Source organism: Dyadobacter sp. (genome assembly GCF_017744695.1).
In the GTDB taxonomy this organism is placed as follows: Bacteria; Bacteroidota; Bacteroidia; order Cytophagales; family Spirosomataceae; genus Dyadobacter.
In genome coordinates this window covers 1549999-1575346 of the sequence record NZ_JAGIAS010000001.1, presented here as the reverse complement: position 1 = coordinate 1575346, position 25348 = coordinate 1549999, and the positions used below count along the sequence as shown (strand labels likewise).

Annotated in this window: 19 protein-coding genes; 12 read left to right on the top strand and 7 right to left on the bottom strand. The window is 50.5% G+C overall.

Annotated features, from left to right (window positions below; genetic code table 11):
- Positions 1–78: 78 nt before the first annotated feature.
- The 3 genes from pgmB to J7619_RS06055 all read left to right on the top strand — a co-directional run bounded on the left by pgmB (position 79) and on the right by J7619_RS06055 (position 5458).
- A complete protein-coding gene (pgmB, locus tag J7619_RS06065; RefSeq protein ID WP_291195537.1) occupies positions 79–729 on the top strand; it encodes a beta-phosphoglucomutase in 651 nt (216 codons plus the stop codon).
- Positions 726–3041, top strand: a complete 2316-nt coding sequence (locus tag J7619_RS06060; protein WP_291195534.1) for a glycoside hydrolase family 65 protein — start codon at positions 726–728, stop codon at positions 3039–3041. Before pgmB ends, J7619_RS06060 begins: the two co-directional genes overlap by 4 nt.
- A gap of 140 nt (positions 3042–3181) precedes the next feature.
- Positions 3182–5458: a tetratricopeptide repeat protein gene (locus J7619_RS06055; protein WP_291195531.1), complete on the top strand. Its 2277-nt coding sequence runs from the start codon at positions 3182–3184 to the stop codon at positions 5456–5458.
- A gap of 126 nt (positions 5459–5584) precedes the next feature.
- Here J7619_RS06055 and J7619_RS06050 read toward each other — a convergent pair whose 3' ends face one another.
- Positions 5585–5962 carry a response regulator gene (locus J7619_RS06050; protein WP_291195528.1) on the bottom strand — a complete coding sequence of 126 codons (378 nt, stop codon included), beginning with the start codon at positions 5960–5962 and terminating at the stop codon, positions 5585–5587.
- 209 nt (positions 5963–6171) lie between these two features.
- On the opposite strand from J7619_RS06050, the gene J7619_RS06045 reads away from it, so the two are divergent.
- The 6 genes from J7619_RS06045 to J7619_RS06020 all read left to right on the top strand — a co-directional run bounded on the left by J7619_RS06045 (position 6172) and on the right by J7619_RS06020 (position 12531).
- The gene (locus J7619_RS06045) at positions 6172–6435 is read left to right on the top strand and encodes a YtxH domain-containing protein (protein WP_291195525.1); all 264 of its coding nucleotides are present in this window, start codon (positions 6172–6174) and stop codon (positions 6433–6435) included.
- An 11-nt stretch (positions 6436–6446) separates the two neighbouring features.
- A complete protein-coding gene (locus J7619_RS06040) occupies positions 6447–6758 on the top strand; it encodes a hypothetical protein (protein WP_291195522.1) in 312 nt (103 codons plus the stop codon).
- Positions 6759–7204: 446 nt separating this feature from the next.
- Positions 7205–8647 (top strand): RNA polymerase factor sigma-54, encoded by a 1443-nt coding sequence (gene rpoN, locus J7619_RS06035; protein WP_291195520.1) that lies wholly within the window; start codon positions 7205–7207, stop codon positions 8645–8647.
- Positions 8648–8676: 29 nt separating this feature from the next.
- Positions 8677–10137 carry a sigma-54 dependent transcriptional regulator gene (locus J7619_RS06030; protein ID WP_291195517.1) on the top strand — a complete coding sequence of 487 codons (1461 nt, stop codon included), beginning with the start codon at positions 8677–8679 and terminating at the stop codon, positions 10135–10137.
- 19 nt (positions 10138–10156) lie between these two features.
- Entirely contained in the window at positions 10157–11587 is a 1431-nt protein-coding gene (locus tag J7619_RS06025; protein ID WP_291195514.1) for an ATP-binding protein, read from the top strand.
- Positions 11588–11670: 83 nt separating this feature from the next.
- The gene (locus J7619_RS06020; protein WP_291195512.1) at positions 11671–12531 is read left to right on the top strand and encodes a hypothetical protein; all 861 of its coding nucleotides are present in this window, start codon (positions 11671–11673) and stop codon (positions 12529–12531) included.
- A 103-nt stretch (positions 12532–12634) separates the two neighbouring features.
- Here the strand turns inward: J7619_RS06020 and J7619_RS06015 are convergent, their stop codons facing one another.
- The 6 genes from J7619_RS06015 to J7619_RS05990 form a co-directional block, all read right to left on the bottom strand.
- The gene (locus J7619_RS06015; protein ID WP_291195510.1) at positions 12635–15742 is read right to left on the bottom strand and encodes an efflux RND transporter permease subunit; all 3108 of its coding nucleotides are present in this window, start codon (positions 15740–15742) and stop codon (positions 12635–12637) included.
- Positions 15743–15882: 140 nt separating this feature from the next.
- Positions 15883–16971, bottom strand: a complete 1089-nt coding sequence (locus J7619_RS06010; protein ID WP_291195506.1) for an efflux RND transporter periplasmic adaptor subunit — start codon at positions 16969–16971, stop codon at positions 15883–15885.
- Between the two features lie 53 nt (positions 16972–17024).
- Positions 17025–18272, bottom strand: a complete 1248-nt coding sequence (locus J7619_RS06005; protein WP_291195503.1) for a TolC family protein — start codon at positions 18270–18272, stop codon at positions 17025–17027.
- Between the two features lie 104 nt (positions 18273–18376).
- The gene (locus tag J7619_RS06000; protein WP_291195500.1) at positions 18377–19744 is read right to left on the bottom strand and encodes a HAMP domain-containing sensor histidine kinase; all 1368 of its coding nucleotides are present in this window, start codon (positions 19742–19744) and stop codon (positions 18377–18379) included.
- A 7-nt stretch (positions 19745–19751) separates the two neighbouring features.
- Positions 19752–20438, bottom strand: a complete 687-nt coding sequence (locus J7619_RS05995) for a response regulator transcription factor (protein WP_291195497.1) — start codon at positions 20436–20438, stop codon at positions 19752–19754.
- Positions 20439–20526: 88 nt separating this feature from the next.
- Entirely contained in the window at positions 20527–21564 is a 1038-nt protein-coding gene (locus J7619_RS05990) for an App1 family protein (protein ID WP_291195494.1), read from the bottom strand.
- Between the two features lie 45 nt (positions 21565–21609).
- Between J7619_RS05990 and J7619_RS05985 the strand changes: the two genes are divergently transcribed.
- The 3 genes from J7619_RS05985 to J7619_RS05975 all read left to right on the top strand — a co-directional run bounded on the left by J7619_RS05985 (position 21610) and on the right by J7619_RS05975 (position 25285).
- Entirely contained in the window at positions 21610–22506 is an 897-nt protein-coding gene (locus tag J7619_RS05985; protein ID WP_291195491.1) for a diacylglycerol kinase family protein, read from the top strand.
- A 290-nt stretch (positions 22507–22796) separates the two neighbouring features.
- Complete coding sequence (locus J7619_RS05980; protein WP_291195488.1) at positions 22797–23948, top strand: S9 family peptidase; 1152 nt, start codon at positions 22797–22799, stop codon at positions 23946–23948.
- Positions 23949–23950: 2 nt separating this feature from the next.
- Positions 23951–25285, top strand: coding sequence for a GntP family permease (locus J7619_RS05975; protein ID WP_291195486.1), 1335 nt, complete (start codon positions 23951–23953; stop codon positions 25283–25285).
- Positions 25286–25348 lie beyond the last annotated feature (63 nt).

Sequence of the window (25348 nt, the reverse complement as noted above, 5' to 3'; positions counted from 1 at the left end):
CGGATAGCCCGTATTTCGGCCCTGGCGCAGCAAATTGCTATTTTTTACTATTTTGCAAGATATTAAATTTGAAATGATATGCCCTCAATACAAGCTTGCCTTTTTGATCTCGACGGGGTAATCGTTGACACCGCCCAATTCCATTACATCGCCTGGCGCGAAATGGCGCAGGGCCTTGGTTTCGACCTTACGCGTGAAGAAAACGAACGCCTGAAAGGTATCAGCCGCATGGAGTCTCTCGAAATCGTGCTGTCGATCGGCGGCGTCACATTGTCCGAAGAAGAGAAGCTTCGCAGAGCTGCCGCCAAGAATGCCCGCTACCTGGAACTTTGTATGCAGATGACGCCCGACGACGCATTGCCCGGCGTGCGCCGCTTCCTCGACGAATTGAAACAGAATGGTATCCGCAGCGGCCTCGGCTCCGCGAGCAAGAATGCGAAGGTTATTCTCGAAAGGATCGATATGCTGCATTATTTCGATACGATCGTTGATGGCAACCGCATTACCAAGGGCAAACCCGATCCGCAGGTGTTCCTCATGGGCGCGGCAGATCTCAATGTTGCACCGGTGCATTGCGCGGTGTTCGAGGATGCAGTAGCCGGTATCGAGTCGGCGAAGGCGGCGGGAATGCTGGCCGTCGGAGTGGGAGAGGCGTCAGTGCTCACTCAAGCAGATATTGTGATCGCCGGTTTTGAAAATTTTGGTTTGCCCCAATTGGAAAACATATGAAGAATTACATCACGCACGATGAATGGTGCATCGTAGAAGAAGGTTTTCACCCCGAACACAACGAAATCACGGAAAGCCTGATGAGCCTCGGCAATGGCCGGATGGGGCAGCGGGGTAATTTTGAGGAAGGATATTCAGGCAAAACATTGCTCGGAAATTATGTAGCGGGCGTTTATTTCCCGGATAAAACCAGGGTGGGTTGGTGGAAGAACGGCTATCCCAACTATTTCGCCAAGGTACTCAATGCCTGCAACTGGACCGGCATCGAAATCCGGATCGGTGTCGAAGTGCTCGATTTGAATACATGTAAGATCGATGACTTCCGCCGTGTACTGAACATGAAGGAAGGCGTGCTGGAACGTACCGCAACGGTGACGCTGTCGGGGGGCAGAAGGCTTCGGATTCATTCCAAACGTTTTTGCAGCATGGCCGACGACGAGGCCGGTGCGATCAGTTACAGCATGGTGCCGCTCAATTTTACCGACCATTTCAGCATTACCCCGTTCCTCGACGGCCATATCCGCAACCGGGATTCGAATTACGATGAGTCGTTCTGGAACGGCATCGCGCACGAGGCGTACGGGCAGGAAGGCTACCTGGTGCTCGAAACGAAGAGCAATCCCTACCAGGTAGAGCAGTTCCGCGTAGCGACCGGGATGCTGTTTGATGTGAAAGTGAATGGCATGCCTGTAACGGCCACTGTGCAGATTGCTTCCAGGGAGAAATATGTAGCTGGTACTATGCAGGTAGAAGTTCCGGAAGGACAAGAAGTTGCCGTCTATAAATATGCAGTAAATCTCTCATCGGCTAACTACCCGCACGACGAACTGGTGCCGAAAGCGAAAGCATACATTGCCCGCATTGCCGGAAAGGGATTCGATCGCATGTATGCGGAGCAGGTGCAGGCTTGGACGGGTAAATGGGAGAAGAACGATATCACCATCGCCGGCGATGTGGCCGCACAGCAGGGTATCCGGTTCAATATCTTCCATTTGGGTCAAACCTACACCGGCGAGGACGAGCGCCTGAACATCGGGCCCAAGGGTTTTACCGGAGAGAAATATGGCGGCAGCACCTATTGGGATACGGAGGCTTACTGCATTCCGTTCTACCTTTCTACCGCCGATGAAAAAGTGGCGCGCAACCTGCTCGTTTACCGTTACAAGCATTTGGAAAAAGCGATCGAGAATGCGGGGAAATTGGGTTTTACGGACGGCGCGGCGCTGTACCCAATGGTAACCATGAATGGCGAAGAGTGCCATAACGAATGGGAGATCACTTTCGAGGAAATTCACCGCAATGGCGCCATTGCCTACGCGATTTACGATTATACCCGCTATACCGGCGATGAAAGTTACCTCGCCGAGGGCGGCCTGGAAGTGCTGATTGGTATTTCGCGGTTCTGGAAGCAGCGGATCAACTGGTCGGAGGATAAGGGGCAATACGTCATGCTGGGCGTGACGGGGCCGAACGAGTACGAAAACAACGTCAATAACAACTGGTATACCAACTACATCGCCTGCTGGACGTTGCGCTACACGCTGGAGGTGATCGATAAGCTGTGGAAAGAAGATTCCCGCAAGCTGAACGAAGTGATTTTTAAAACCAACCTCCAACTGAATACGGAGCTCGCCGACTGGAAGCACATTGTCGACAATATGCATTATCCGTTTGATGAAAACAGGCAGGTGTATTTGCAACAACAGGGTTTCCTGGATAAGGAACTGCTGACCGTCGCTGACATTGCAGCGCAGCGCCCGATTAATCAACGGTGGTCGTGGGACAGAATCCTGCGGTCGTGTTTTATCAAACAGGCCGATGTGTTGCAGGGCCTTTACTTCTTCGAACATGAGTTCGATGCGGCGACCATTCGTCGCAACTTCGAGTTCTATGAGCCGATGACCGTTCATGAATCGTCGCTATCGCCTTGCGTTCACTCGATCCTGGCCGCAGGGTTGGGCTTGCGGGAGAAGGCATATGAAATGTACTTGCGGACAGCACGCCTGGATTTGGACGATTATAATAATGATACTGAGGATGGCCTGCATATTACTTCGATGGCCGGCACCTGGATGAGCGTTGTAAAAGGCTTCGCCGGGCAACGGGTGACCGACGGCCTGCTGTCGTTCAAGCCCTACATTCCGGAACAATGGGAAGGATATTCATTCCGGATCGGTTTCAGGGGCATTTTGCTGAAAGTTTCGGTCTCAAAGCAGGCGATTTTCATCGAAAACGCGTCGGAAAGTGCTCTCACTGTTCTGGTTAATGATAAAAAAGTGTTTATCGGCGCTCTGACTTCCGTGCAACTTTAATCACCGGTGGGTTACTTAAAATAATGTTATTTATTTAAAAAATTATATTTTAACCGAAATTTATCAAACGGTCTTAGCAATAATTGTAATTTTCCCTGATTACTTGTAGGTTAGGGGCTTTTGAACCATTAAGCACCCCTATGGTACAGAAAATCCACCTACTTGTAATGACAGGTATGTTGCTGATGTTGACGGTGTTAGCGCCGCGGCAGCTCTCAGCCCAGGATTTTAGTGAGTGCCAACGGCTTGTAAAAGAACTTCTACCTATTTTTAACAAGTCATTCGAAGAGAATAATCCTGCGTTATTGCGCGACGAAGAATACCAACGCGGCGTACGCAATTTGCAGGCCGCTTATGCAGCCTATCACAAGCAAGCCTTCCAGCCTTCCGATTCCGTACAGCGCATGAACAACGAGGCGGTGATCCTCGCGCTTTCCGGGAATTATTTCAAAGCATTACATATCATGGAAGCGCTGGATCTCGGGGAGCTCGATCCGTATTTGCATTATAACCGGGGCCTTTTTGCCATGCTATCGGGTAAGTTCGATGCGGCGCGGAAAGATTTCTTCGATGCGCCCGGTGGTACGGCAGCAACGGTGAATACCCTTGTGGCGCTCGGGAAACAGAAACGATACAACGAGGCGGCCAGGTATGCGACCGATAATTCTGCGAGGAACACCGGCGGGAAATGGAATTTCAACCTGGGGATGGTCCATAAGTATGCTGGCCGTATGGAGGAAGCCGTGGATGAGCTGACTACCGCGATACGCCAGAAAGACGAAATGGCTTACCGCCTCCAACGCGGCGACATTCTGATGCGCACAGGCAATGAGAAGCGGGCGGTGAAGGATTTCGAGAAAGTCGCACGGACGCACCCGAAAGCACAGATACGTTACGCCAATGCGTTGCTTTCGCTCAATCAGTTCGGGATGGCGAAAGCCGTTTTTGAAAAGTACCTTGAAACCGACGACCGGACATTCCGTGGCGATGCTTATCTAGGAATGGCGCATTCGTGCTATGGTCTGCAACAGACAAGCGAGGCGCAGCGGTACTATAAACTTGCATCGACCTTAAAGCGCGAAACGCCCGCATTGCAATCCGGGATCGCCAATACACACCTTTCCAAACATGAGTACCAGACTGCCTTCACCCTTTTCGACCGGGTGATCAAAAAGGATTCGACCTATTTGCCTGCATACCTCGGTCGCGCGGTGGCCTACTACGGGCAAAAGAAGTATGACCTCGCATTGAAAGATTTCAAGAAAGGGGAGAAGGCGATGAACGAGGATAACAAGTTCTTTGCCGACCTTTTTGTTACCAAAGCTTTTTCGGAATACTACCTGAAAAAGAGCGCTCAGGCACAGGAGGATTTCCAGAAGGCCATCAAGCTGGATCCGATACGCTACGAAGCACTGGCAGGGCTAAGCGGCATTATGATCGATCAAAAGCGGTTTTCGGAAGCAGGGCAGTATCTGGCAAAGGCGTTACAATACGAGCAGGGCTACGACCTGATGTGGAGCAACTACGGGAACCTGTTGCTGCATTTTGATATGTATAAAAAAGGGTATCAGGTATTCAAAAAGGCCATTTCATTGAATCGGTCGAACGTTAATGCGCAGAATGGCTGGGGTATCGTGCTGCTGGAAAACGATCAGCTCGATAAGTCGATGGCGGTATTTGACAGCCTTGTCCGTGAAAAGCCGGAGCTGCCATTCCTGCACAATAACCACGGGATCGTGCAGGCCTACATTGGTAACCGGCATTCCCAGAAACATCAGGTGAACGAAGCCAACGCCCGGTACGATGGCGCATTTGAAGATTTCAAACTTGCTATGGCGGCCGCACCCGCGCGGAAATTCTATAATGTAAACCAGGGCAATGTGTACCGGTACATGGAACGGTACGACGATGCGAAGCTGAGTTATCAGACCTACCAGGACAAGAGTGCGCTCAACAATACGGCCGTGATGTATGCAGGCCAGGAGCGGCTCAAAGATGCGAAGTACTACCTGGGCATCGCCATCCAGATCGATTCGCTCCACCGCGTATTTCAGTACAATATGTCGGTGCTCATGAAAGGAAAGCAAAAGGAAATTATGCGGCTCGTTGCGTCGTCAGACGAAAACAGTCCTTTCTCCGACATCGGGATTAAGTACAGCCGCGACGGTTTCGTGACCATCTACCTTTACGACTATGAATACGACGTGCTGAGCTTCCCGGGGCGTCACTACATGCCCCTGCCGGTTGCGGAGTACAAGGAAGATTATTTTATTCCCGAATATGACTTCAAGCTCGTCCCCTACGAGAAAAAGAAAGTGGATACAGAAAAGAAGAAGCGTGTCCGCTATCGTAGTCAGAAGGTGAAAATGCCGGGCGGCAGGGCCAGGTCGGGGACGAAATGCCCTGTACTGTTTTAGAAGTTAACTGCGATTTAACAGCGGGGAGGGGTCGGTTTGAGCAATATTTTCTACGGACAACCGGGATAAATCCACAATTGATGCAAGTATTTCCACGATTTGTTGGGGTGCCAGTAGCTGCGAGGCTCAGATTTCGTTTGCAGGTTTTGTGAAGATATTCTTGACTTCTACAAAGCTTATGGGTTTATCGAGGAAAAAGTCGGCGCCGTTCCTGAACGCTTCTTCTTTCAGGTTCGTCATGGCGCTCATCATCACCACTTTTGCACGTTTGCCCGGGTGTACATCTCGTATTTGCCGGATTGCCTGTATACCCTTTCCGTCGGGTAAGTTGTTGTCTATGAATATCCAATCGGGACGCATATCCCTTACACAATCAATGCCTTCCATTAATGAGGCTACCACCCTGACGTTGCCGTCGGGCGTTTTAATATTCAATTGCCTGACTAGAAAATTGCGCATCAACACTCCCAAATCCCGTTCATCTTCAATAATAACAATTTTCATAGCGCTGTGTGAGAAGTAAAATTTCAGCCATCGGTAGCGGAGGTATTTTCCGGCGCCATTCGCATGGCGTTTGAATTTTGAACTAACCTTTGCCTGTAATGAAAGCAATAACCCTGCCATCTGAGGTGGCTAAGGGCATTTCCCGATTGGTACAGGATTTGCGGCGACTCCCGATGAAACAAAATGATCCACATTAAAACAAGTGTGTTATGTCGACGAACAAAATCATTTTAGGAATAGTAACAGCGGCAGTAGCCGGTGCGGTGATCGGCTTGCTGCTGGCACCGGAGGATACTAAGAAAACAGTCAAAAAATTGAAAAAGAAAACCAATGAGCTGGCGGGTGATCTGATAGCGGCATTGGAAAAAAGCAAGGCGAAAGCAGCCGACGCTGCCGAACAGCTGAAAAAGGAAGGGGAAACGTACGCGGAAGAGTACGTGGACGCCGCCCGTGAACAGGTAGGAAACATTTGACCGGAATAGCTATGAAACCAAAGGGTGATCTGACGAAGTCGCAGAAGAAAAAGGGAACCGCTTCCCAGACGGTCGACTATTTCAAGGACCTGATGGCAGCCGGCCCCGAAGGCATTGCAGGCCGGGGCGTGGAAATAGGGTTGGGAGCCTTGCTGGGAAGGACCGCACTAAGGCGGCTTCCGACCCCGTTCAATCTGCTCGCGCCGCTGCTGATCGAAAAGGTAATCATGAAGCACGGTGTGGAGGAAGGACGTGAATTGCTGCTGAAAGGCTTGTACTGGGTCAAGAACGCGACAGACGAAAAACCTTTGCAGCCGGCCTGACCTGGCTGTACCTGATAGGAAACCCTCCCTCGCCGGAGGGTTTCGTCGTTTATAGGGGTAGGCAAGGGTTTTGCATTCCGTACTCTATGGTTTTCGTACGTTAAATGCTGCACCGGCGGCATGACAACATAGGGGAAACGAAAGACTGAATCCATTTGAAGGTACGATATCTTTTGATTTTCAGCCAGATGAAGCGGTCGGTGAGCAGGTGCTGCCGGAACTGGCCCGAATACCCGCCTGGCTATTGGGAGGCTCCAAAAGGCGACCAGAGTGGCCGCGGAGGCGTTTTTGAATGGGGATTAGCTCTACATTCTGAATTATAATACTCAGTATGTGGAAATAACTACGCAATCTTCGGTAACGCACCTCTCCGTTGAGGCAAGATTGGATAAAGAGTCGTAAATTTAAAGCACCAAGAGAATGTAAATTTTACCCTTAGTTGCTATATGCAAAGACAGACGCAGACGCAGAGACAGACTTTAAAATACTCTCCCTTGCAAATTCAGATGCTGAATTTACTGCACCTGACTACAATGGAGCTTGAACAAAGGATTAAAGAAGAACTGGAAGAAAACCCTATACTGGAAGAGGGGAAGGAGGAAAGTACGTCGGAAGATGCGCCCGAAGAATTCGACGAATCGGATAACTCGTCGGGTAGTGAAGACAATTCCGTACAAGATTATTACGACTGGGATGAGTTCCGCGACGATGATATCCCGGATTACAAAACATATGCAAATAACCAGTCGGCTGATAATGAACTGTACACCCGGCCGATGGTGGAGGCGATCTCGTTCAGGGATGATCTTAAACAGCAGGTACACTTTCTGCAACTGGATGAACGTCAGCAACTGATCGCCGACTTTATCCTCGACTCGCTCGACGAGGACGGTTTTCTGAGAAGGGAAAGCGATGTGATTGCGGACGATATTTCATTTGCGAACAGCATGTTTATCGATACCGACGAAGTGAACACAATGCTGAAAATCATCCAACAGCTCGACCCGCCTGGTATCGCCGCCAACGATTTGCGGGAATGCCTGCTTATCCAGCTCAACCGCATGGAAAACCAGAACGAGACCTGGAAATGGGCTTGCAAGATTGTGACGGACGCGTTCGATGAGCTCGGTTCGCGCAATTACGACAAAATCATGCGGATCACCGGGCTGGACGAAGAGTCGCTGAAAAAGGCTATTCAGCTGATTACCACGCTCAATCCGAAACCGGCGTCGGGACTGCGCAACGACTCCATTGTGAACGAAAGCATCAAACCCGACTTTATGCTTTGGTATACCGAGGATGGAGAGATCGAGGTACAGTTAACCTGGGGGAACAGTCCTGCATTGAAGCTGAACAAGGTATTTACCCAAATGGCGGAGCAGAAGCAGGACAAGGCTACCAACCAGTTCCTCAAAAACAAGATGAACTCGGCGAAATGGTTCATCGACGCCATTAAGCAGCGGGAAAATACGATGCTGAACACATTGAAAGCGATCGTAAAGCTGCAATACGATTATTTCCAGACCGGTGACATCAAGAAACTCCGCCCGATGATCCTGAAAGACGTGGCCGAGATCATCGATATGGATATTTCGACGGTATCCCGCGTGACGACCAACAAATATGTGCAGACACCGTTCGGGATCGTGCTGCTTAAAGACCTTTTCACAGAGGGGGTGACAAACGAGGATGGTACCGAGGTTTCGAACCGTGAGATTCAGGAGGCCATTCGTGAGATTGTGAGCGAGGAGGACAAACGCCACCCGTACAATGACCAACAAATTACAGACATGCTCGCCGAAAAAGGCTATTCCGTTGCCAGAAGGACGGTGGCTAAGTACCGGGAGCAATTGAATATTCCTACCGCGAGGTTGAGAGTTACTATTTAAAGCAAACAAGTTAAGCCCTGATACCCGGCATGAAAAAAATAGTTGTTGTTGATGATGAAGCGGATATTTGCTTCCTTTTGAAGCGTTTTTTATCAAAAAATGATTTTATAGTTGAAACAGCCCAGAACGGCAAAGACGGGCTCGCATTGATAGAATCCATTTCGCCCGACCTCGTCATGACCGATTTCAGGCTCGGAGATATTACCGGGACCGAATTGCTCACGACCATTAAATCCAAAAGGCCCAACGTGCCCGTCCTGATCATTACCGGTTATTCGGATATCAAGGTGGCCGTGAATGTGATGAAGCTGGGCGCGTACGATTATATTACCAAGCCGCTGTTCCCCGACGAAATCCTGGTTACCGTAAAAAAGGCGATTGCTGATGCGGAGGCTTCCGAAAATGAAGAACAGCAATACGTCGCTCCGGCGTCGTCCGACGGTAATGCCGAACCGGCGAAACCCGCGCGCAAGAACCAGGCGCGCACCAAAGCCGGCTACGTAATGGGCAGCAGCGATGTTTCGGATAACCTTTTCCGCCAGGTCGACCTGGTGGCCCCCACGAATTTCAGTGTGATTATCTACGGCGAAAGTGGTTCCGGTAAGGAAGCTATCGCTCAGGAAATCCATAACCGGTCGAAGCGCAAGGATATGCCATTTGTAGCGATGGATTGCGGTGCCATTTCAAAAGAGCTGGCGGGCAGCGAGTTGTTCGGACATGAAAAAGGCTCGTTCACCGGTGCTTTGCAAACCAAAATAGGACATTTCGAGCTGGCGAACGGGGGGACGCTCTTTCTGGACGAGGTTTCTAACCTATCCTATGAAATACAGGTAGCGCTGCTGCGTGTGGTGCAGGAGCGTAAAATGCGCCGTATCGGCGGATCGAAGGAGATCGATCTGGACGTCAGGATTATCGTGGCGAGTAACGAGCGACTCCTGGATTCGGCGCGTAACGGCAAGTTCCGGGAAGACCTTTACTATCGTTTCAATGAATTCACGATCGAAGTGCCCGCATTGCGTAACCGCAAAGATGATCTGATGCTTTTTGCAGGCGCATTTTTGGAAACGACCAATGTGGAACTCGGCAAAAATGTCAAAGGGTTTTCGGAGGAAGTTAAAAACGACTTCCTGAACTATTCCTGGCCGGGCAACCTCCGCGAGCTCAAAAACGTGATCAAACGTGCCACGCTGCTCTCGGATGGTGAGTTGATCGAGGAAAAGGCCCTGCCGTTCGAGATCGTCAACTACAAGCGCCTGAAAGACCTGGACGACGAGCCGGTTCCGGCCGTAAGTCCGGCAGCGTCGCTGCTGTTGGATAATGTGGATGGGGAAGATACCAAACCAAGCCTTAAAACCGTAGCGAACGAAGCGGAATATGACATGATCATGCAGGTGTTGCGGGACGTCAATTTCAATAAAAGCAAGGCGGCGCGTTTGCTGAATATCGACCGGAAGACGCTTTACAACAAAATGAAACAATTTGACATCTGACAGCGGAACAGCAGCGGGAATGAATAGTAAACTGATCAGGGTATTGTTGGTGGACGACGACGAGGACGATTACTTCCTGACCCGTGAATATTTTCAGGATCTGGTCAACTGGAAGTTTGATATCACCTGGTGTGCCACTTTCAAAGAGGCGGAAATCCAGATCAGGAATAACAAATTTGACCTGTACCTGTTCGATTACCTGCTCGGAGAAAATACGGGTATCGACCTGATCGAGCTCGCATGCAATTTCGAATGCGAGGAACCGATTATCCTCCTGACAGGCAAAGGCGACACCAAGATTGCCGTCGAGGCATTGCGCCTTGGAGCGGCGGATTACCTCATTAAAAGCGAGCTGGACGCGGAAAAACTGGAACGAAGCATCCGGTACGCATTGGAGCGTACGTCCGTTCTGAAAGCATTGCGCCACAGCGAACGCCGCTACCGCAGGGTTTTTGAAGAATCGAATGATTTCCTGTTTATCAGCGACCTGGAAGGCAATATCATCGATTTCAACGAAGCCGCGAGTATTCTCACCGGCTATTCTGCGGAACAGTTGAAGGAGAAGAAAATCACCCAACTGGTGGATGACCCTTTATTCGCAATGCGCTGGAAAGACATTGCCGATCAGCCCATTCACGACCATGAGGTGCGCCTGCTGACCAAAGATGCGGATAAAAAGTACTGCCTCTTTTCGGCGTCGGTGGAGGTGGACGATGACCATCCCTATATCCAGGGGCGCTTGCATGATATGACGGCCAGGAAACAATCGGAAAAGGAAAGACTATTTTCCGAGAAAATGGCCGTGACGGGCAGGCTCGTGCGCATGCTCGCGCATGAGGTGCGTAACCCGCTCACGAACGTGAATCTTTCGGCGGAGCAGCTGGAAATGGAGCTGACCGACGAGGATCACAAATTCTACACACAAATTATCAAGCGCAATTGCACGCGCATTAACGACCTTATTACGCAACTCTTGCAGCCGTCCTCTTCCGAGGATATTGAGTTGGTGGAGAGTTCGATACATTCGGTACTGAGCCAGGCGATCAGTGCCGCGCTTGACCGTGTACAGCTCAAAAGGATTCAGATCGTCAATGAATTTGCCGACGAAGAGCTCGCATTGCCGCTCGACCGGGTTTCACTGCAAATGGCTTTCCTGAACCTCATTACCAATGCCATCGAAGCGATGGAAGAGGACAGGGGCATACTGCGGATCGCGACGAGAAATCACGGGGACCACATTCAGGTCGTCTTCGTCGACAATGGTTCGGGGATCAGTGAGGAGCATATGGATAAGATATTTGAACCATATTTCACCGGGAAAAACAACGGAATGGGTATCGGGTTGTCCACCACCATGAGCATTATCCACGCGCACCACGGACGTATCGAAGTACAGTCGGAGCTTGGTGTGGGTACTACTTTTATCATCAGTTTTCAAACCGGCAAGTAATTGCTTCCAACCGAATTGGCCGGCGATTTTTATGCAACGATCGGGCTTAGGCGCGCGTAAGGAGAGAAAAAAGGAGCACTTCTATGAAACCCATTTTTACGATCCTCTTCTTTGCCGCATTTCTTCATGTCCGGGCTCAGGACGCGGATTATTACCAGAAAATTTATACCAAGCCCATTGGTGCAAAGCCTTATAATACCGAATCGTTTCTCAAAAAATTCGGGGATGTAAAAGTCCATGACCGCTGGTATGTGGGCGTGAGTGGTTTTGTACGGAATGATAAGAACACGATCAACAACGATTTTGACGAATTGATTGGAACCGAATCTCCCACTGTGTCGGCCTGGGGTGTAACTGCGGGATGGGTTTTCAAAGAACAATGGAATGTCGAGCTGGAATACGACCGCTCGGCGATTCATAATGTGCTGATGATCTATGGTGATAATCCCCTGAAATACCAGATGGAGAACGATAAAAATAGTCTGATTGTCCGTGGGAAAATGCGGCTGCTCTGGGGAAAACCTTCCGTACGTAAGTCGGCATTCTGGATCAGCGCGGGCGCTGGGCTGGTGCCTAATTCAGGTAAATCAAAGGACTATATGGAGTTCTCGGGCTACCGGGAGAAGGGCCGGCGGCAGGGCGTGGATACGTTATTCATGTCAAGCGACACGCGCATTGCCCCATCCATGACAGGATTGGTGGAAGCGTCGGCGGAGTATGTGATCAAGGTCGCCAAAACGATTGATATGTCGCTTTTTGCCCGAAAACAATGGGGTATGGGCAACTCCCTCACGACCGACCTGGTTTACAAGGTTAATGGTGTTGAAACCGAGCGGGCGCGTATTGAAGGCGACGGTTCGGGTTGGAACTTTGGCATTTCGCTACGCTATGTGTTCCATATCGGTTATGATTTCTCCAATTTGAATCACGGCGGCAAAATTTAGAAGATGACCGAATGACCAGCTGGTCTGCTCGCTAAACGTCACGCTGAGCGAAGTCGAAGCGCGGTGCAGTACCGCGGGCGTTCGACTCCGCTCTGGCTGACATTTAAGCATATTTCGAAACCTTGATCTTCCTGTTGAAAAACCCGTAAATAATCGGGAATACCAGCAGCGTGAGTACCGTAGCGGTAATCAATCCACCGATCACTACAATAGCAAGCGGTTTCTGGGTTTCGGAACCAATGCCGGTGGAAACCGCAGCCGGCAATAAGCCGATAGCCGCCATCAATGCCGTCATGATTACCGGCCTGATACGCGATTTCACTCCTTCCCTGATCGCCTCGTCCAGTGTCATTCGTGCGGCGAGGTTTTTATTGAATACTGAAATCAATATCACCCCGTTCTGCACGCAGAGCCCGAAAAGGGCTATAAAGCCTACACCCGCGGAAATACCGAAGTTCATATGCGTGACGTGCAGCGCGAGGATTCCGCCGATCAGCGCAAATGGAACGTTGATCAGCACCAACCCGGCATCTTTGGCATTACTGAACATGATGAAGAGCAGAATGAATATCCCCACGAGGCTGATCGGTACTACCTGGCCCAACCGCGCCGTGGCGCGTACCTGGTTTTCGAATTCGCCCGACCAGCTTACCAGGTAACCTTTCGGCAGCGAAGAAAGCAAAGGTTTTACCTTCGATTGCGCCTCGGCGATGGTGCTACCCAGGTCGCGTTCGCGAACGGAGAATTTCACGCCGATGAAGCGCTTGTTGTTGTCGCGGTACACGAATGCGGGCCCGGTAACGGTACGGATCGTGGAGATTTCTTTCAACGGAATTTTGCCTCCTGTAAGCGTCGGTACCATTAACTGCTGAATATCATCGACCGTGCGGCGGTATTGCTGCTCATAACGGAGGCGGATGTCGAATTTCCGTTCGCCCTCGTAGAGGATGGATGCGGTTTTACCTCCGATCGCCATTTCAATCACGGCCTGTGCATCAGCGATACTTACACCGTATTGCGCCATCTTGTGGTCGTGCAGGATCACACTGATTTCCGGTTGGCCGATGTTCCGCAAAATACCTACGTCTTTGATACCCGGCACGTTTTTGATCGCTTCCAGTACCTGGTTGGCCTTGTTGTTCAGTGTTTCGAGGTCGTCGCCATATATTTTCACCGCATTACTCGCATTCATACCGGCCACGGCCTCGGCCACGTTGTCGATGATCGGCTGCGAATAGTTGTAGTTAATACCCTGGAACTGTTTCAGCTTCGCATCCATCTCCTCAATCAGGTCGTCCTGGCTGATCTTGCGTTTCCATTCTTCTTTCGGCTTCAAATTCACCTGCATTTGCACATAATAGAAGCCCGACGGGTCGGTACCGTCGTTGGAACGGCCGGTTTGGGATAATACACCATTTACTTCCGGAAATTCATTCAGTTTGGCGCGAAGCGTGGTTACCATCTTCACCGTTTCGGCGAGCGAGCTGCTCATCGGCATTTTGGCTTCCACCCACAATGCACCTTCATTCAGCGTCGGAAGAAACTCGGTACCCAGGAATTTGGCCGAGAATAGCGTAATACCCAGGAAAGCGGTCGCGAGTACGACGCTGAGTTTTTTGCGGGCATAGCACCATTCAAAGCCCCGGATCACGATGTTATCGAAGAAGCGGACGACGGGATTACTCTTTTCCCGCACATTCTTTTTCAGCAAAATAGAGCAGAGCACCGGCACCAATGTGAGGGTGTACAACAATGCACCCAGCAATGCAAAACCCAGTGTGTAGGCAAGCGGTGTAAACATTTTACCCTCCACTTTCTGGAAACTGAAAATGGGTATCAATGCGGTGATGATGATGAGTTTGGAAAAGAAAATAGCCTTGCCTAACTCGCCGCCGGTGCGTTTGATCAGTCCGAGTTTGGATAGCTTGTTGAACCGGTCCATGCCGTTCCGGTGGGCCAAATGATCGAGGGCGACGAATATCCCTTCCACCATCACCACAGCACCGTCGATGATGATCCCGAAGTCGATCGCACCCATCGAGAGCAGGTTAGCGGACATGCCCTTCAATTTCAAACACATAAATGCGAAGAGCAGCGCCAACGGGATGATGATGGACACAATGACGGTCGTGCGCCAGTCGGCCATGAAAATGAACACGATTACGGTTACCAGCACGATCCCTTCCACAAGATTGTGTTTCACCGTATGGGCGCAGAACTCGATCAGGTTGTCGCGATCATAAAATGTGACCATTTTGACGTCGGGTGGAAGAATTTTGGTATTCAACTCCTCAATTTTATCCTTTACCCGCGCCAGTACTTCACTAGGATTTTCACCTTTCCGTTGCACTACAATCCCTTCCACGACGTCGTCATTGCCGTCGAGTCCCACCTGTCCCACGCGCGGCATATCCGACTCGCGTACGTCCGCGACGTCTTTCACCAATACGGGGTTGTCTTTGATATACTCGACAATGATATTCTGAATGTCGGGGATGGAGTTCAGCAACCCGATCCCGCGTACCACATACGCCTGTCCGTTCTTCTCGATCACGTCGCCGCCGACGTTGATATTGCTTTTGGTAACGGCCTGGTATACTTCCAGCGGGGTAATGTTGTATTTCACGAGTTTGGTAGGGTTCACCTGTACCTCGTAAATCTTGTCGCGGCCACCGAATGCCACCACGTCGGCCACGCCCGGTACACTGCGAAGCTGGCGGTCGATCACCCATTTGTGAAGGGTAAGCAGCTCGCGGCTGTCGCGGTCTTTGCTTTGTAATGTAAACCTGAAAATCTCGCCGGTAGGGCCGTAAGGCGGCTGCACGTCTGGCTCGACGCCGTCGGGCAGTGAAACGGTCCGGAGCTGGTTGTTAACCTGCTGCCGCGCAAAAAAGTCCTCGACGCCGTCGTCGAAAATGATCTTGACAATACTCAACCCGAACATGGTCGTGCTGCGTACGTTGGTTTTTTGCTGCACGGAGTTCATCGCGACCTCAATGGGCACAGTTACGAAACGCTCTATTTCCTCCGCGCTACGCCCGTTCCATTGCGTTACGATGATGATCTGCGTGTTGGTCACATCGGGAAATGCTTCCAACGGGGTGTTCTGGTAGCTGACAATGCCCGAGATGATCAGCAGGCCTGTCATGAAGAATATGAAGAACCGGTTCTTGAGCGAAAAGCCCACGATGCCTCGGATGAATTTGTTCATTGGTATCTAATGATTGAATGACTGAATGATTGAATGACCGAATATCTTCTTCTTGAATGAGCGAGATCGGAGTGGCTGAATGAGTACTTAGGCATAAGCAACATTCAGTCATTCAATCATTCGGTCATTCAAAATTGATATCAATCATTCAACGCATCATAAACCAGCAATTGATTCTTCGAAATGATCGTTTCGCCTGGTTTGAGGCCGTCGCGGACGTAGGTGGTGTTTGCCAGAGAGCGGTATACTTCCACGGGGCGCGTTTCGATTTTGGTACGGCTGTGATAAACCATCACCCAGTTTTTGCTCCGGTCGAAAATGACCGCTTGGGACGGGATCGCCTGCATTTGCTCGCCTTCCTCGAAATTGAGGGTAACGGTTGCGTGCATTTCAGGTTTAAGTTTGAAACCTACATTCTGCAATTGAATTCGGATTTTCATCGCCTTGGTGTCGGGGTCGAGGACATTATAGATTTTATCGACCTTTCCTTTGAAAACCTCATCCGAAAAGCTGATCGTGCGTACTTCCGCTGGCATACCCAGCTTCACGCGCGGGATGTCGCTCTCATTCACATTGGCCATTACCCACACATCGGCGATCTGACCCACGGTGAACAGGCTTTCGGAGTTATCCGAGCGCAGCTGCATACCGCGGTTCACATTTTTGTCGATGATGAAGCCGTTAATGGGCGATTTTACGGTGTAGTTGGTGGATTTACCTAAACCATAAATAGAAAAGACCTCTTTCACACGGTTCAGCTCTGCCTGTGCTTTATCCACAATCTGACGAGCTGAAATCACATCCCGCTCGGGTACAAGCTTGCTTTCGAACAAATCCTCGGTCGACGACAGGTTTTTCTGTGCAATGAGCAGGTCGGACTGTGCCTGGATCATCTGCCGCTCGAAATCAGCTACCTCACCGGAACGGATGGTCGCCAGTTTCTGGCCTTTGCGGACATTGTCGCCGAGTTCCACATCCACTTCGTCTACGTTACCACCTACCAGCGGGTATACTTTAATGACCTGATTTTCGTCGGGAACGACCTTACCCACCAGCGTGAGCTCGTTCCGGACCGGTTCCGTCCGCACAGTATCGATTTTAATGCGGCTCATCATGGTATCCGAAAGCATGAACGCCTTCGATTCGTCATTTTCGGCTTTCTTTTGTTCGCAGGAGGTCAGCCATACGCCAACAGCGGCGAGCACGACAACATACAGTGAATTTTTCATTGGGGAATGCATTAATGGCAATGCCGTGAATAAGTTGTGTTCAGTTTGAATGGTTAGTTGAATAGCTCTTCACCGACGACGTAGTTGAGCTCCTCGTATACTTTGATGCGGTCGGCCTGGAGGCGGTTATATTCCTTGATGCTCTCGTTATAGGTCTCGATGAAGTCGATGAATTCCAGCAGGGAGATGTTCCGTTTCTGGAAGTTGTCGTAAATGCCGTTGCTCAGGAGTTGGAATTGGTCAGTGAACTGCCCTTCGACACTCTGGAAAGCCTTGTCGGCAATGCCGACCTTCTGCACGGCGGCGTCGACTTCGTTGCTCACGGCATTCTGCTTTGCGTTCTCGGCTGTTTTATAGTAGCTGATGCTGCTTTTGGCCGCGCGGATGTTACCCTGGTTCCTGTTGAAAAAGGGCAATGCAATGGAGGCATTCACACCGAAGTAGTTGCTCACGTAGTTGCTCGACTGGTCGTAAATCGCGCCTACCTGCACATCCGGTTTGGCCAATGCCTTTTGTAAGGTGTAATTGAGCTCGGCTTGTTTTGTCTCCGATTGCGCTACTTTCAAATCCGCCCGGCTTTGCAATGCCTTTTCCTTCAACGTGGCGATGTTATAGCGGTCGAGGTGATAGCGCTGGATTTCTGTGCTATCAACGAGCGATTTAACAGGATTCTCTGTGCTCAGCAGCGTGCGGAGGATGCGCTGATTCTCCTGTAATTCAAAAAGAAGATTAGCCCGCTCGTTGGTCAGCTCGAAAAGGAGTGCTTTCAGGCGGACCACCTCTTTGAGCGAGATATTCTTCCGGTTATACTCTTTGTCGAATGCATTGACGGTCGTTCTGAGCGTGCCGATCTGGTTATCGTAGAGTGTGATGGTTTGTTCTAGATAATACGATTCGAAGAAGATCTGACGCAGCTCGAATTTTAGGGTGCGGATAAGGTTGTAGAATTGAAATTCGGTTTTGCGCGTCGATTCTACATCCAATGCGACCTGCTTGTTGCGCTTGCCCGCGCGCGTAATGAGTTGCTGGATCGTGAATGCTTTCTGGCCGTTCTTGCCCACGTCGAGCGCTCCGCGCGAGGGGTTATAGGCGCTGATTTCGACCCCGAAAGTGGGGTTGTTCCAAAGTTTATCCTGTATCTCGACCGACTTCGCAATATCTATCTGGTACTTTTCGGCCAGGATTTCAAGGTTGTTTTGCAAAAACAGGCTATCGGCCTGCCGGATCGAGAGCCGCAGCGTGTCCTGCGCGTGTAAAGCGGTTGTTAGGAGTACAAAGAGCCCGGTGAGGTAGGTTCGCATAATTTCCGTGTTAGAATGTGCGATATTCCGACACCGGTATTACACCAGCCTTAAAAAAACATTAGAAAAAAATTAGAATGCCCCCCGGGGCCGGGCACGGCGGGTCAGATGTGGTGCAGCTGGACTTGAAACTCGCTGCCTTTGCCGATCTCGCTGGTTACGGCGATAGTGCCGTGGTGCAGCTCCACGATCCGCTGGCATATGGAAAGGCCTATCCCGAACCCGGGAAGCTCGGTAGCGTTGGATGACCTGAAAAACGGGTTGAAAATATGCGGGAGGTCGTCTTCGCTGATCCCTATGCCGTGGTCGCGGACCTTAACGACGCACAATTTGTCGTCGGAGGAGATCAGTATCTGTGCACTATGATCGGACGAGTATTTGCAGGCATTATCGAGCAAATTGGTGAATACCCTTTTGAGCAATTCCTCGTTGCCTTCTATGACGGTTTGATTCTCATTCTCGGGAATTGTTTCATAATCGATCACGACGTTGTAATCCGGGTGAGAAGAGAGCAATTCTTCTTTGGCCAGAAACGCAAGGTCCTCAATGTGGACGTGTGCCATTTTCATGTTGCCCATGTTCTCGTACGAGCGGGCGAGGAAAAGCAGGTTGTTGGTAATGCTGATAAGCCGTTCGGTATCCGAAAACAGGTTCGCAAAAACCTCTTCAATTTCGGGGTTGTTCTTATTGAAACGCTGCCCGAGCTGGATTTCGGATTTGAGCGCCGCCAGGGGCGTGCGGAGCTCGTGGGAAGCGTGCGAAACAAAGCTTTTTTGCTGTTCAAATGCCTTGTTGAGCCGGTAAAGAACGGTGTTGAAGTTGATCGCTAACTGCGCGATTTCGTCCTTTCGGTTACCTTCGTCGAGCTTTTGGGACAAATTCTGGGCCGTAATGAGTGAGACTTGCGCGTTGATGGCGCTAATGGGTTTTAAGGCATTGCCGGCAAAGTAAATCCCCAATCCGACCGTCACCGCGATCCCTGCCAGCAATCCCCAGCCCAGCGTACTTCTTAAATTTTGCAGCTTGCTATGTCCGAAAGTGTCATAAGCAGACGCCAGTACCACCAGTGGGTCATCGCCTTCCTGATAAAGCAGGCCAATCACCTCGTTTTCGCCCTGGTGAAACTCCATATATTGCTTTTCACGTACTTCATTGAGCAGTGAAGTGTGGTAAGTCAGCAGCTTGTCGTCGACGCTGGAATAAATCAGCTCGTTGGCCGGGTCAAAGATGAGTACCTTCTCATCGAGCATTTCTGAAAGCGTGTTCTGGTCGATGGATTTGAGCAGGTCTTTATCAATCCCTTTCACTTTCACGAGCAGCCGGCAGGTCGTGCGTGCGCGGCTGCGCAGGCGATCGTAAAATTCCTCCTGACGGTAATGCTCCGAGACACTGTAAATGGCAATGGAAAACAACAGCAGCACCCCCGCTACCAGGAGCGTGAATTGGAGGGCGATACGGTCTTTGATCTTCATGGGAGGTTTATTCTTCTTTCATGATGTAACCCATTCCTGGTCGTGTGTGGATAAGCTTGGTAGGGAAGTCCCTATCGACTTTCTTACGTAAATAATTGATATACACCTCCACCACATTGGTGCCGGGGTCGAAATTGAGATGCCAGACATGCTCGGCCAGGTCCATTTTGGAAACTACCCGCCCGCGATGCAGCAGGAAATATTCCAGCAATGCAAATTCTTTGGCCGTGAGGTCGATAATGTTGCCCGCGCGTTTCACTTGTTTGGTGCCGAGATTCATCTCGAGATCGGCAATGCGCAGGATTTTGTCGGAGGTTTCGGGGTTCAAAAGATCCGAAATGCGTAATGCGGCATTCACCCGGGCAAGTAATTCCCTGAAATCAAATGGCTTGACAATATAATCGTCCGCACCGCTATTCAACCCTTCCACCTTATCCTCGATTTCCCCGAATGCCGTCAGCATGATAATAGGCAGCGACGGTTTATAAATCCTGATCTGCTGGCAAACGTCGTAGCCCTTCATACCCGGCAGGTTGACATCCAGCAATACCAGGTCAAATTTCTTTTCAAGGGCTATTTGCTTGCCCGTAATGCCGTCATAGGCGATCTCCGCCTCGAAATTTTCGGCGGCCAGTCCGCGGAAAATGTTCTGCGCGATCCTGCGGTCATCCTCAACGATCAGGATTTTTTTCATGTGTTTCCAAAGATGGGAGAGGTCAAGTTACGAAAGTGCTGAAAATTGCCAAAAGCAACCGGCAGATAATCCGTGGTGGGAAAATATGTCAGGAAACTGCTTTCTCCACAATTTCCTTCACCTCTGGTTCAGCGGGCGTCTGGAAAACGATGCCGTGATCGAGGGAATGCATGATCGCCTTGTTGCTATGGGCGAAATAGCAGATATCGATACCCAGGTCCTGGATGTTTTTCAGCAATGCCGTGGTGTGGGGCTTGCTTCGCTTGCGCGTTTGCCGCATGTACACCGCGCGGATGCTTTGTGGGAACGTCCGGCAAATCTCCTCGTAAATCTCCGGATCTTTCTGGGAATCGTCACCGAGCAGGATGAATTGCAGTTCGGGGTAAAAAGTGATGATGTTGTGGATTTTCCGCAACTTATGCTCATGTGAGCCACTGCCCGTCATCACAAAGTCGTCCAGCCCCGATTTGATTTTTTTCAATTTTAAAACAGCCTTGGGCAACCCGTTCAGTTCCGCGAACCGGACGATCATATCATACAGATTCCACTCGCTGCTCGACACATAAAAGAAGATGTTGCTATTCTTGTGCGGGTGCGTGCGGCTCGCGAACGAAAGCAGTTGATAATGCTTCACCACGTCGTCGAAAGGCTTTCGGGCTTGCACGTTTCTGGAAAGTAAAACAAATAACTTCTTGAACGAACGGCGACTATGGGAAATGAGGAATGTGTCGTCGATGTCGGAAATTAGCCCGTAAGAGCTTTTGTAAGGCATGAAAAATTCTTCAGAGCTTTCGGCGTGGTATTTCTTGCCGTTGATTTCGTCGTCTAATGTCACGCGGTAAGTGTGCCATCCACCCGGCATTTCGGCGTCGAGCGGCACCTGAAAGCGGAAATAGCCGTCGGCTTCGGCGGTCGTTTCAAAGGTTTTATCCCCCAAATGCAGGATAATCTTCAGAAACGGAATGGTTTTAATGGAGAAGAGCTCGATGATGGTTTTGGCATAGCGAAATCCTCGTCTGGTATATTTCCGGTCACCGGAAGGGTATTTTTTCACCACATGGCCAAACACACAGAGTTCCTTTTTGTTGGCGTAGCCACGGTATAGTTTTAAGTCACAACGTTTCATAACTATCTTTATCCTCTACGACATCAGGTCCCTAATTTATCGAATATGTCTTCACAACCGAAAGTTTTGCTTGTAGTAAATCCTATTTCCGGGGATGTGAACAAGGATGTAATTTTTGAAAGGGTTATTGAAAAATCAGAAGCCGAGGGCTGCGACCTGCGTATTTACAACACTACGGGCGACGATGATCAGCAGACCATCAGAGAAATGGTGGAAAATATCAGGCCGGAGCGCGTATTGGTGGCGGGAGGAGATGGTACCATTTCCATGGTTGCCCAGGCGTTACACGGTACCGATGCCATACTTTGCATTATTCCGGCGGGCTCGGCGAATGGCCTCTCTGCCGATTTCGGTTTGACTGGCTCTATTGATCAGGCGCTGGAAGTCGCATTCGAAGGAGAGGTATCCGCGATCGATGCGGTGGAAATCAATGGAGAAATCAGCCTGCATTTGGCAGATATTGGTTTGAATGCATTGCTGGTCAAAAACTATGAAGACAGTGATACGCGGGGCAAGCTGGGTTATGCCCGCGAAATGCTGCGGACATTGAGCGAGCACGAAAACTTCGATGTAAGGATTACGGCCGGCGATGAAATTCTCGAAACCGAGGCGCTGATCGTAATCATTGCTAATGCGAAAAAATATGGTACAGGTGTGAGTATCAATCCGATAGGGGATATGTGCGACGGCTTTTTTGAGCTGGTGATCGCGAAGAAGCTGGATTTTATCGAAACAGCCAAAATATTAGCCGGCAGCACGGATTTCAATCCCGAAATCATGAAAGTAATTTCCGTGGAAAAGGCGAAGATTGAATGTGTGCAGAAAGCGGCACATTTCCAGATTGACGGGGAATACAAGGGGCTTGTGGAGGTGCTGGAGGCGGTGATATTGAAGAGGTATGTAAAAGTGGCGATTCCGGTGGGGCTGCGGGAGGAGGTGTGACGCCGATTTTAACGGCTAATGGTAAAGTTGAATAACCGTATCTCGCCTCAAAATGCGCTCCGGAGAGGCTCCCTGTTTACAGCAACGATCGCATTACCGACGTTTTGGCCCCAGCGGGGCCTCCTGTTCTCGCGACGCCACGGAATCATACAGGACACCCCGCTGGGGTGGGAATTTTTGCGGTAGCATGTTTTGCTAGAAACAGGATGGCCCTCCGGGCCAAATAGGATCGTATTGTAACAGTATTCTCTTGAATTGCTGTGCTTTTGTGACCAAACTGCTATTCCCTTATGAAAATCGCATATAACATTCTTTTAGGCATACTTGGCCTCACTTCCACCTCCTATGCCCAGCAGCCTGAACTCTGCCAGGGCGCTTATTTCACCGAAGAGCAAGGCAAAGCATTTCTCGAAAAACGTATCCCCACTTCCAGGGTAGAATGGGAAGCGCGCGCCGCGCAGATCCGCCAGCAGATCCGTAATGGTATGGACTTGCAGACATTACCCGAAAAGCCGGCTTCCAAACCGATTATTCATTCAAAAAAGGTAATGGATGGCTATACCATCGAAAATGTGGCCTTCGAAAGCATGCCTGGTATTTATGTGACGGGCAATTTGTACCGGCCGATAAAACAGCAGAAGTCCTACGCAGCCGTCCTCGCGCCGCATGGGCATGGCGAGAACCCGCACGGGCGCTTCCGCGAGCAGACGCAAAAGCGCTGCGCGACGCTCGCACGTATGGGCGCGATCGTGTTCGTGTGGGACATGGTGGGACAGGGCGACGCCAAACAATGTGAGCATAAAATGGCCAAAGCATTGAAATTGCAGACAATCAATAGCATTCGCTCGCTCGACTTCCTGCTATCCCTTCCCGGCGTCGACCCGAACCGCGTGGCATGTACTGGCGAATCGGGTGGGGGAACGCAGACATTTCTGCTTGCGGCATTGGATAACCGCGTGAAAGTATCGGTGCCAGTGGTGATGGTTTCGGCTTATTTTTTTGGTGGCTGCGTGTGTGAAAGTGGCTTGCCGATCCATAAAAAAGGGGATTACCAGACAAACAACGTGGAAATAGTCGCATTGACCGCCCCGCGCCCGATGATCATGATCTCCGACGGGGGCGACTGGACCAAGAATACGCCGGAAGTAGAATATCCTTTCATGCAAAAGATTTATGCGCTTTACAACAAAAAGGATAACCTGGAAGCCGTGCATTTGGCCAACGAAAAGCACGATTACGGTCCGTCGAAGCGGAAAGCGATGTACGCGTTCATGGCCAAACATCTGAAACTGGACCTGAAAGCAGTGACCAATAAGGACGGTCAAATCGACGAAGAACCAGCCAAAGTGCTCGAACAAAAAGACCTGGCAGTATTTGATGCTGCCCATCCGCGCCCGGCGAATGCGGTAATGGGTGACGAAGCCGTGCTTAAACTTCTGTAAGCATGATCTTCGTCATTGTACTGGCCGCCATCGCATTTATTGTTCTCAGTTCCACCGTTTTGAAAATGCACCCGCTGGTCGGGCTGCTGCTGGCGGCACTTGGCGTAGGCGTTTTTGCCGGCTTGCCAATTGATAAACTGGCTGAAACCATAGGAAAAGGTTTTGGGGAACTGATGTCGAAAATAGGGCTGATGGTGATCCTCGGCTGTGTGATAGGCGCTATTCTGGACAAATCCGGTGCTGCGATTAAGGTTGCGGGTGTGATACTGAAACTTTTTGGCGAGAAGCGGCCTGCATTTGCGATGTCCGTGATCGGCGGCATTGTCGGTATTCCCGTATTCTGCGATTCGGGGTTCATTATTTTACATAAACTCAATCAGATCGTTGCAAAAAGAACTGGTAAACCGCTTGCTACCATAGCCTTGTCGCTTTCGGGAGGATTATTTGCGACACACACACTAGTGCCGCCAACTCCCGGGCCATTGTCTGCCGCCGGTAACCTGGGTATCCCGGATTCTATCGGTTTGGTAATCCTTGTCGGCCTCGTTGTTTCCATACCTAGTCTTTTCCTGTCAACCTGGTTTGCCGGGAAATATGCCAAGAATGTGAAATTGATCGACGACGCAGCCGTGGAAGAGCCGAAAATGATTGAAGAGCACTTGCTACCGCCCGCCTGGAAGGCATTTATGCCCATTGTGCTGCCCATTCTGCTCATTACCCTGGCGTCGTTCGCCAAAATTCTGCATTTCCCGGAGGAATCGACGCGTTGGCTGAGTTTCCTCGGCAGTCCGCTGGTGTCGTTCTTGCTCGCGATCTTTTTCAGTTATTCACTTTTCCCTGAAAATGCTTCGCAGCGCATGATGGCCTGTTTCAAAAGCGGGATCGAACATTGCGGTACCACACTCGTGCTCGTAGGTGCGGGAGGTGCATTCGGCGCGATTTTGAAGGAAACTTCCCTAAAAGAAATGGTCAGCGAATGGCTGCTGCACAATGAGATGTCGGGAGGTTATCTGTTGGTGATCGCCTTTCTGATTGCGATATTTTTCAAAACCGCACAGGGTTCAACTACTTCCGCGATGGTACTCACCACGAGCATTCTGGCGCCACTACTGGCATCGCTCGGTTTTGTAACGCCCGTTCAAATAACGCTGGTCGTGATGGCCGTAGGAAGCGGCGCAATGATCGTCTCGCACACGAACGACGCCTGGTTCTGGGTCGTGTCGCAATTCTCCGGCATTTCAGCGAAGGATACCTATCGCACGCACACCATTCTCACAGGCTTGCAGGGCGTTGCAAGTTTTGCGGCGACGATGGTTTTGTACTTTATTATCGGATAGGACACGGGAGGCAGGAGGTTAGGTATTGTCGGGCATGGTCGGATGTTGCTTTCTTGCGGTGCG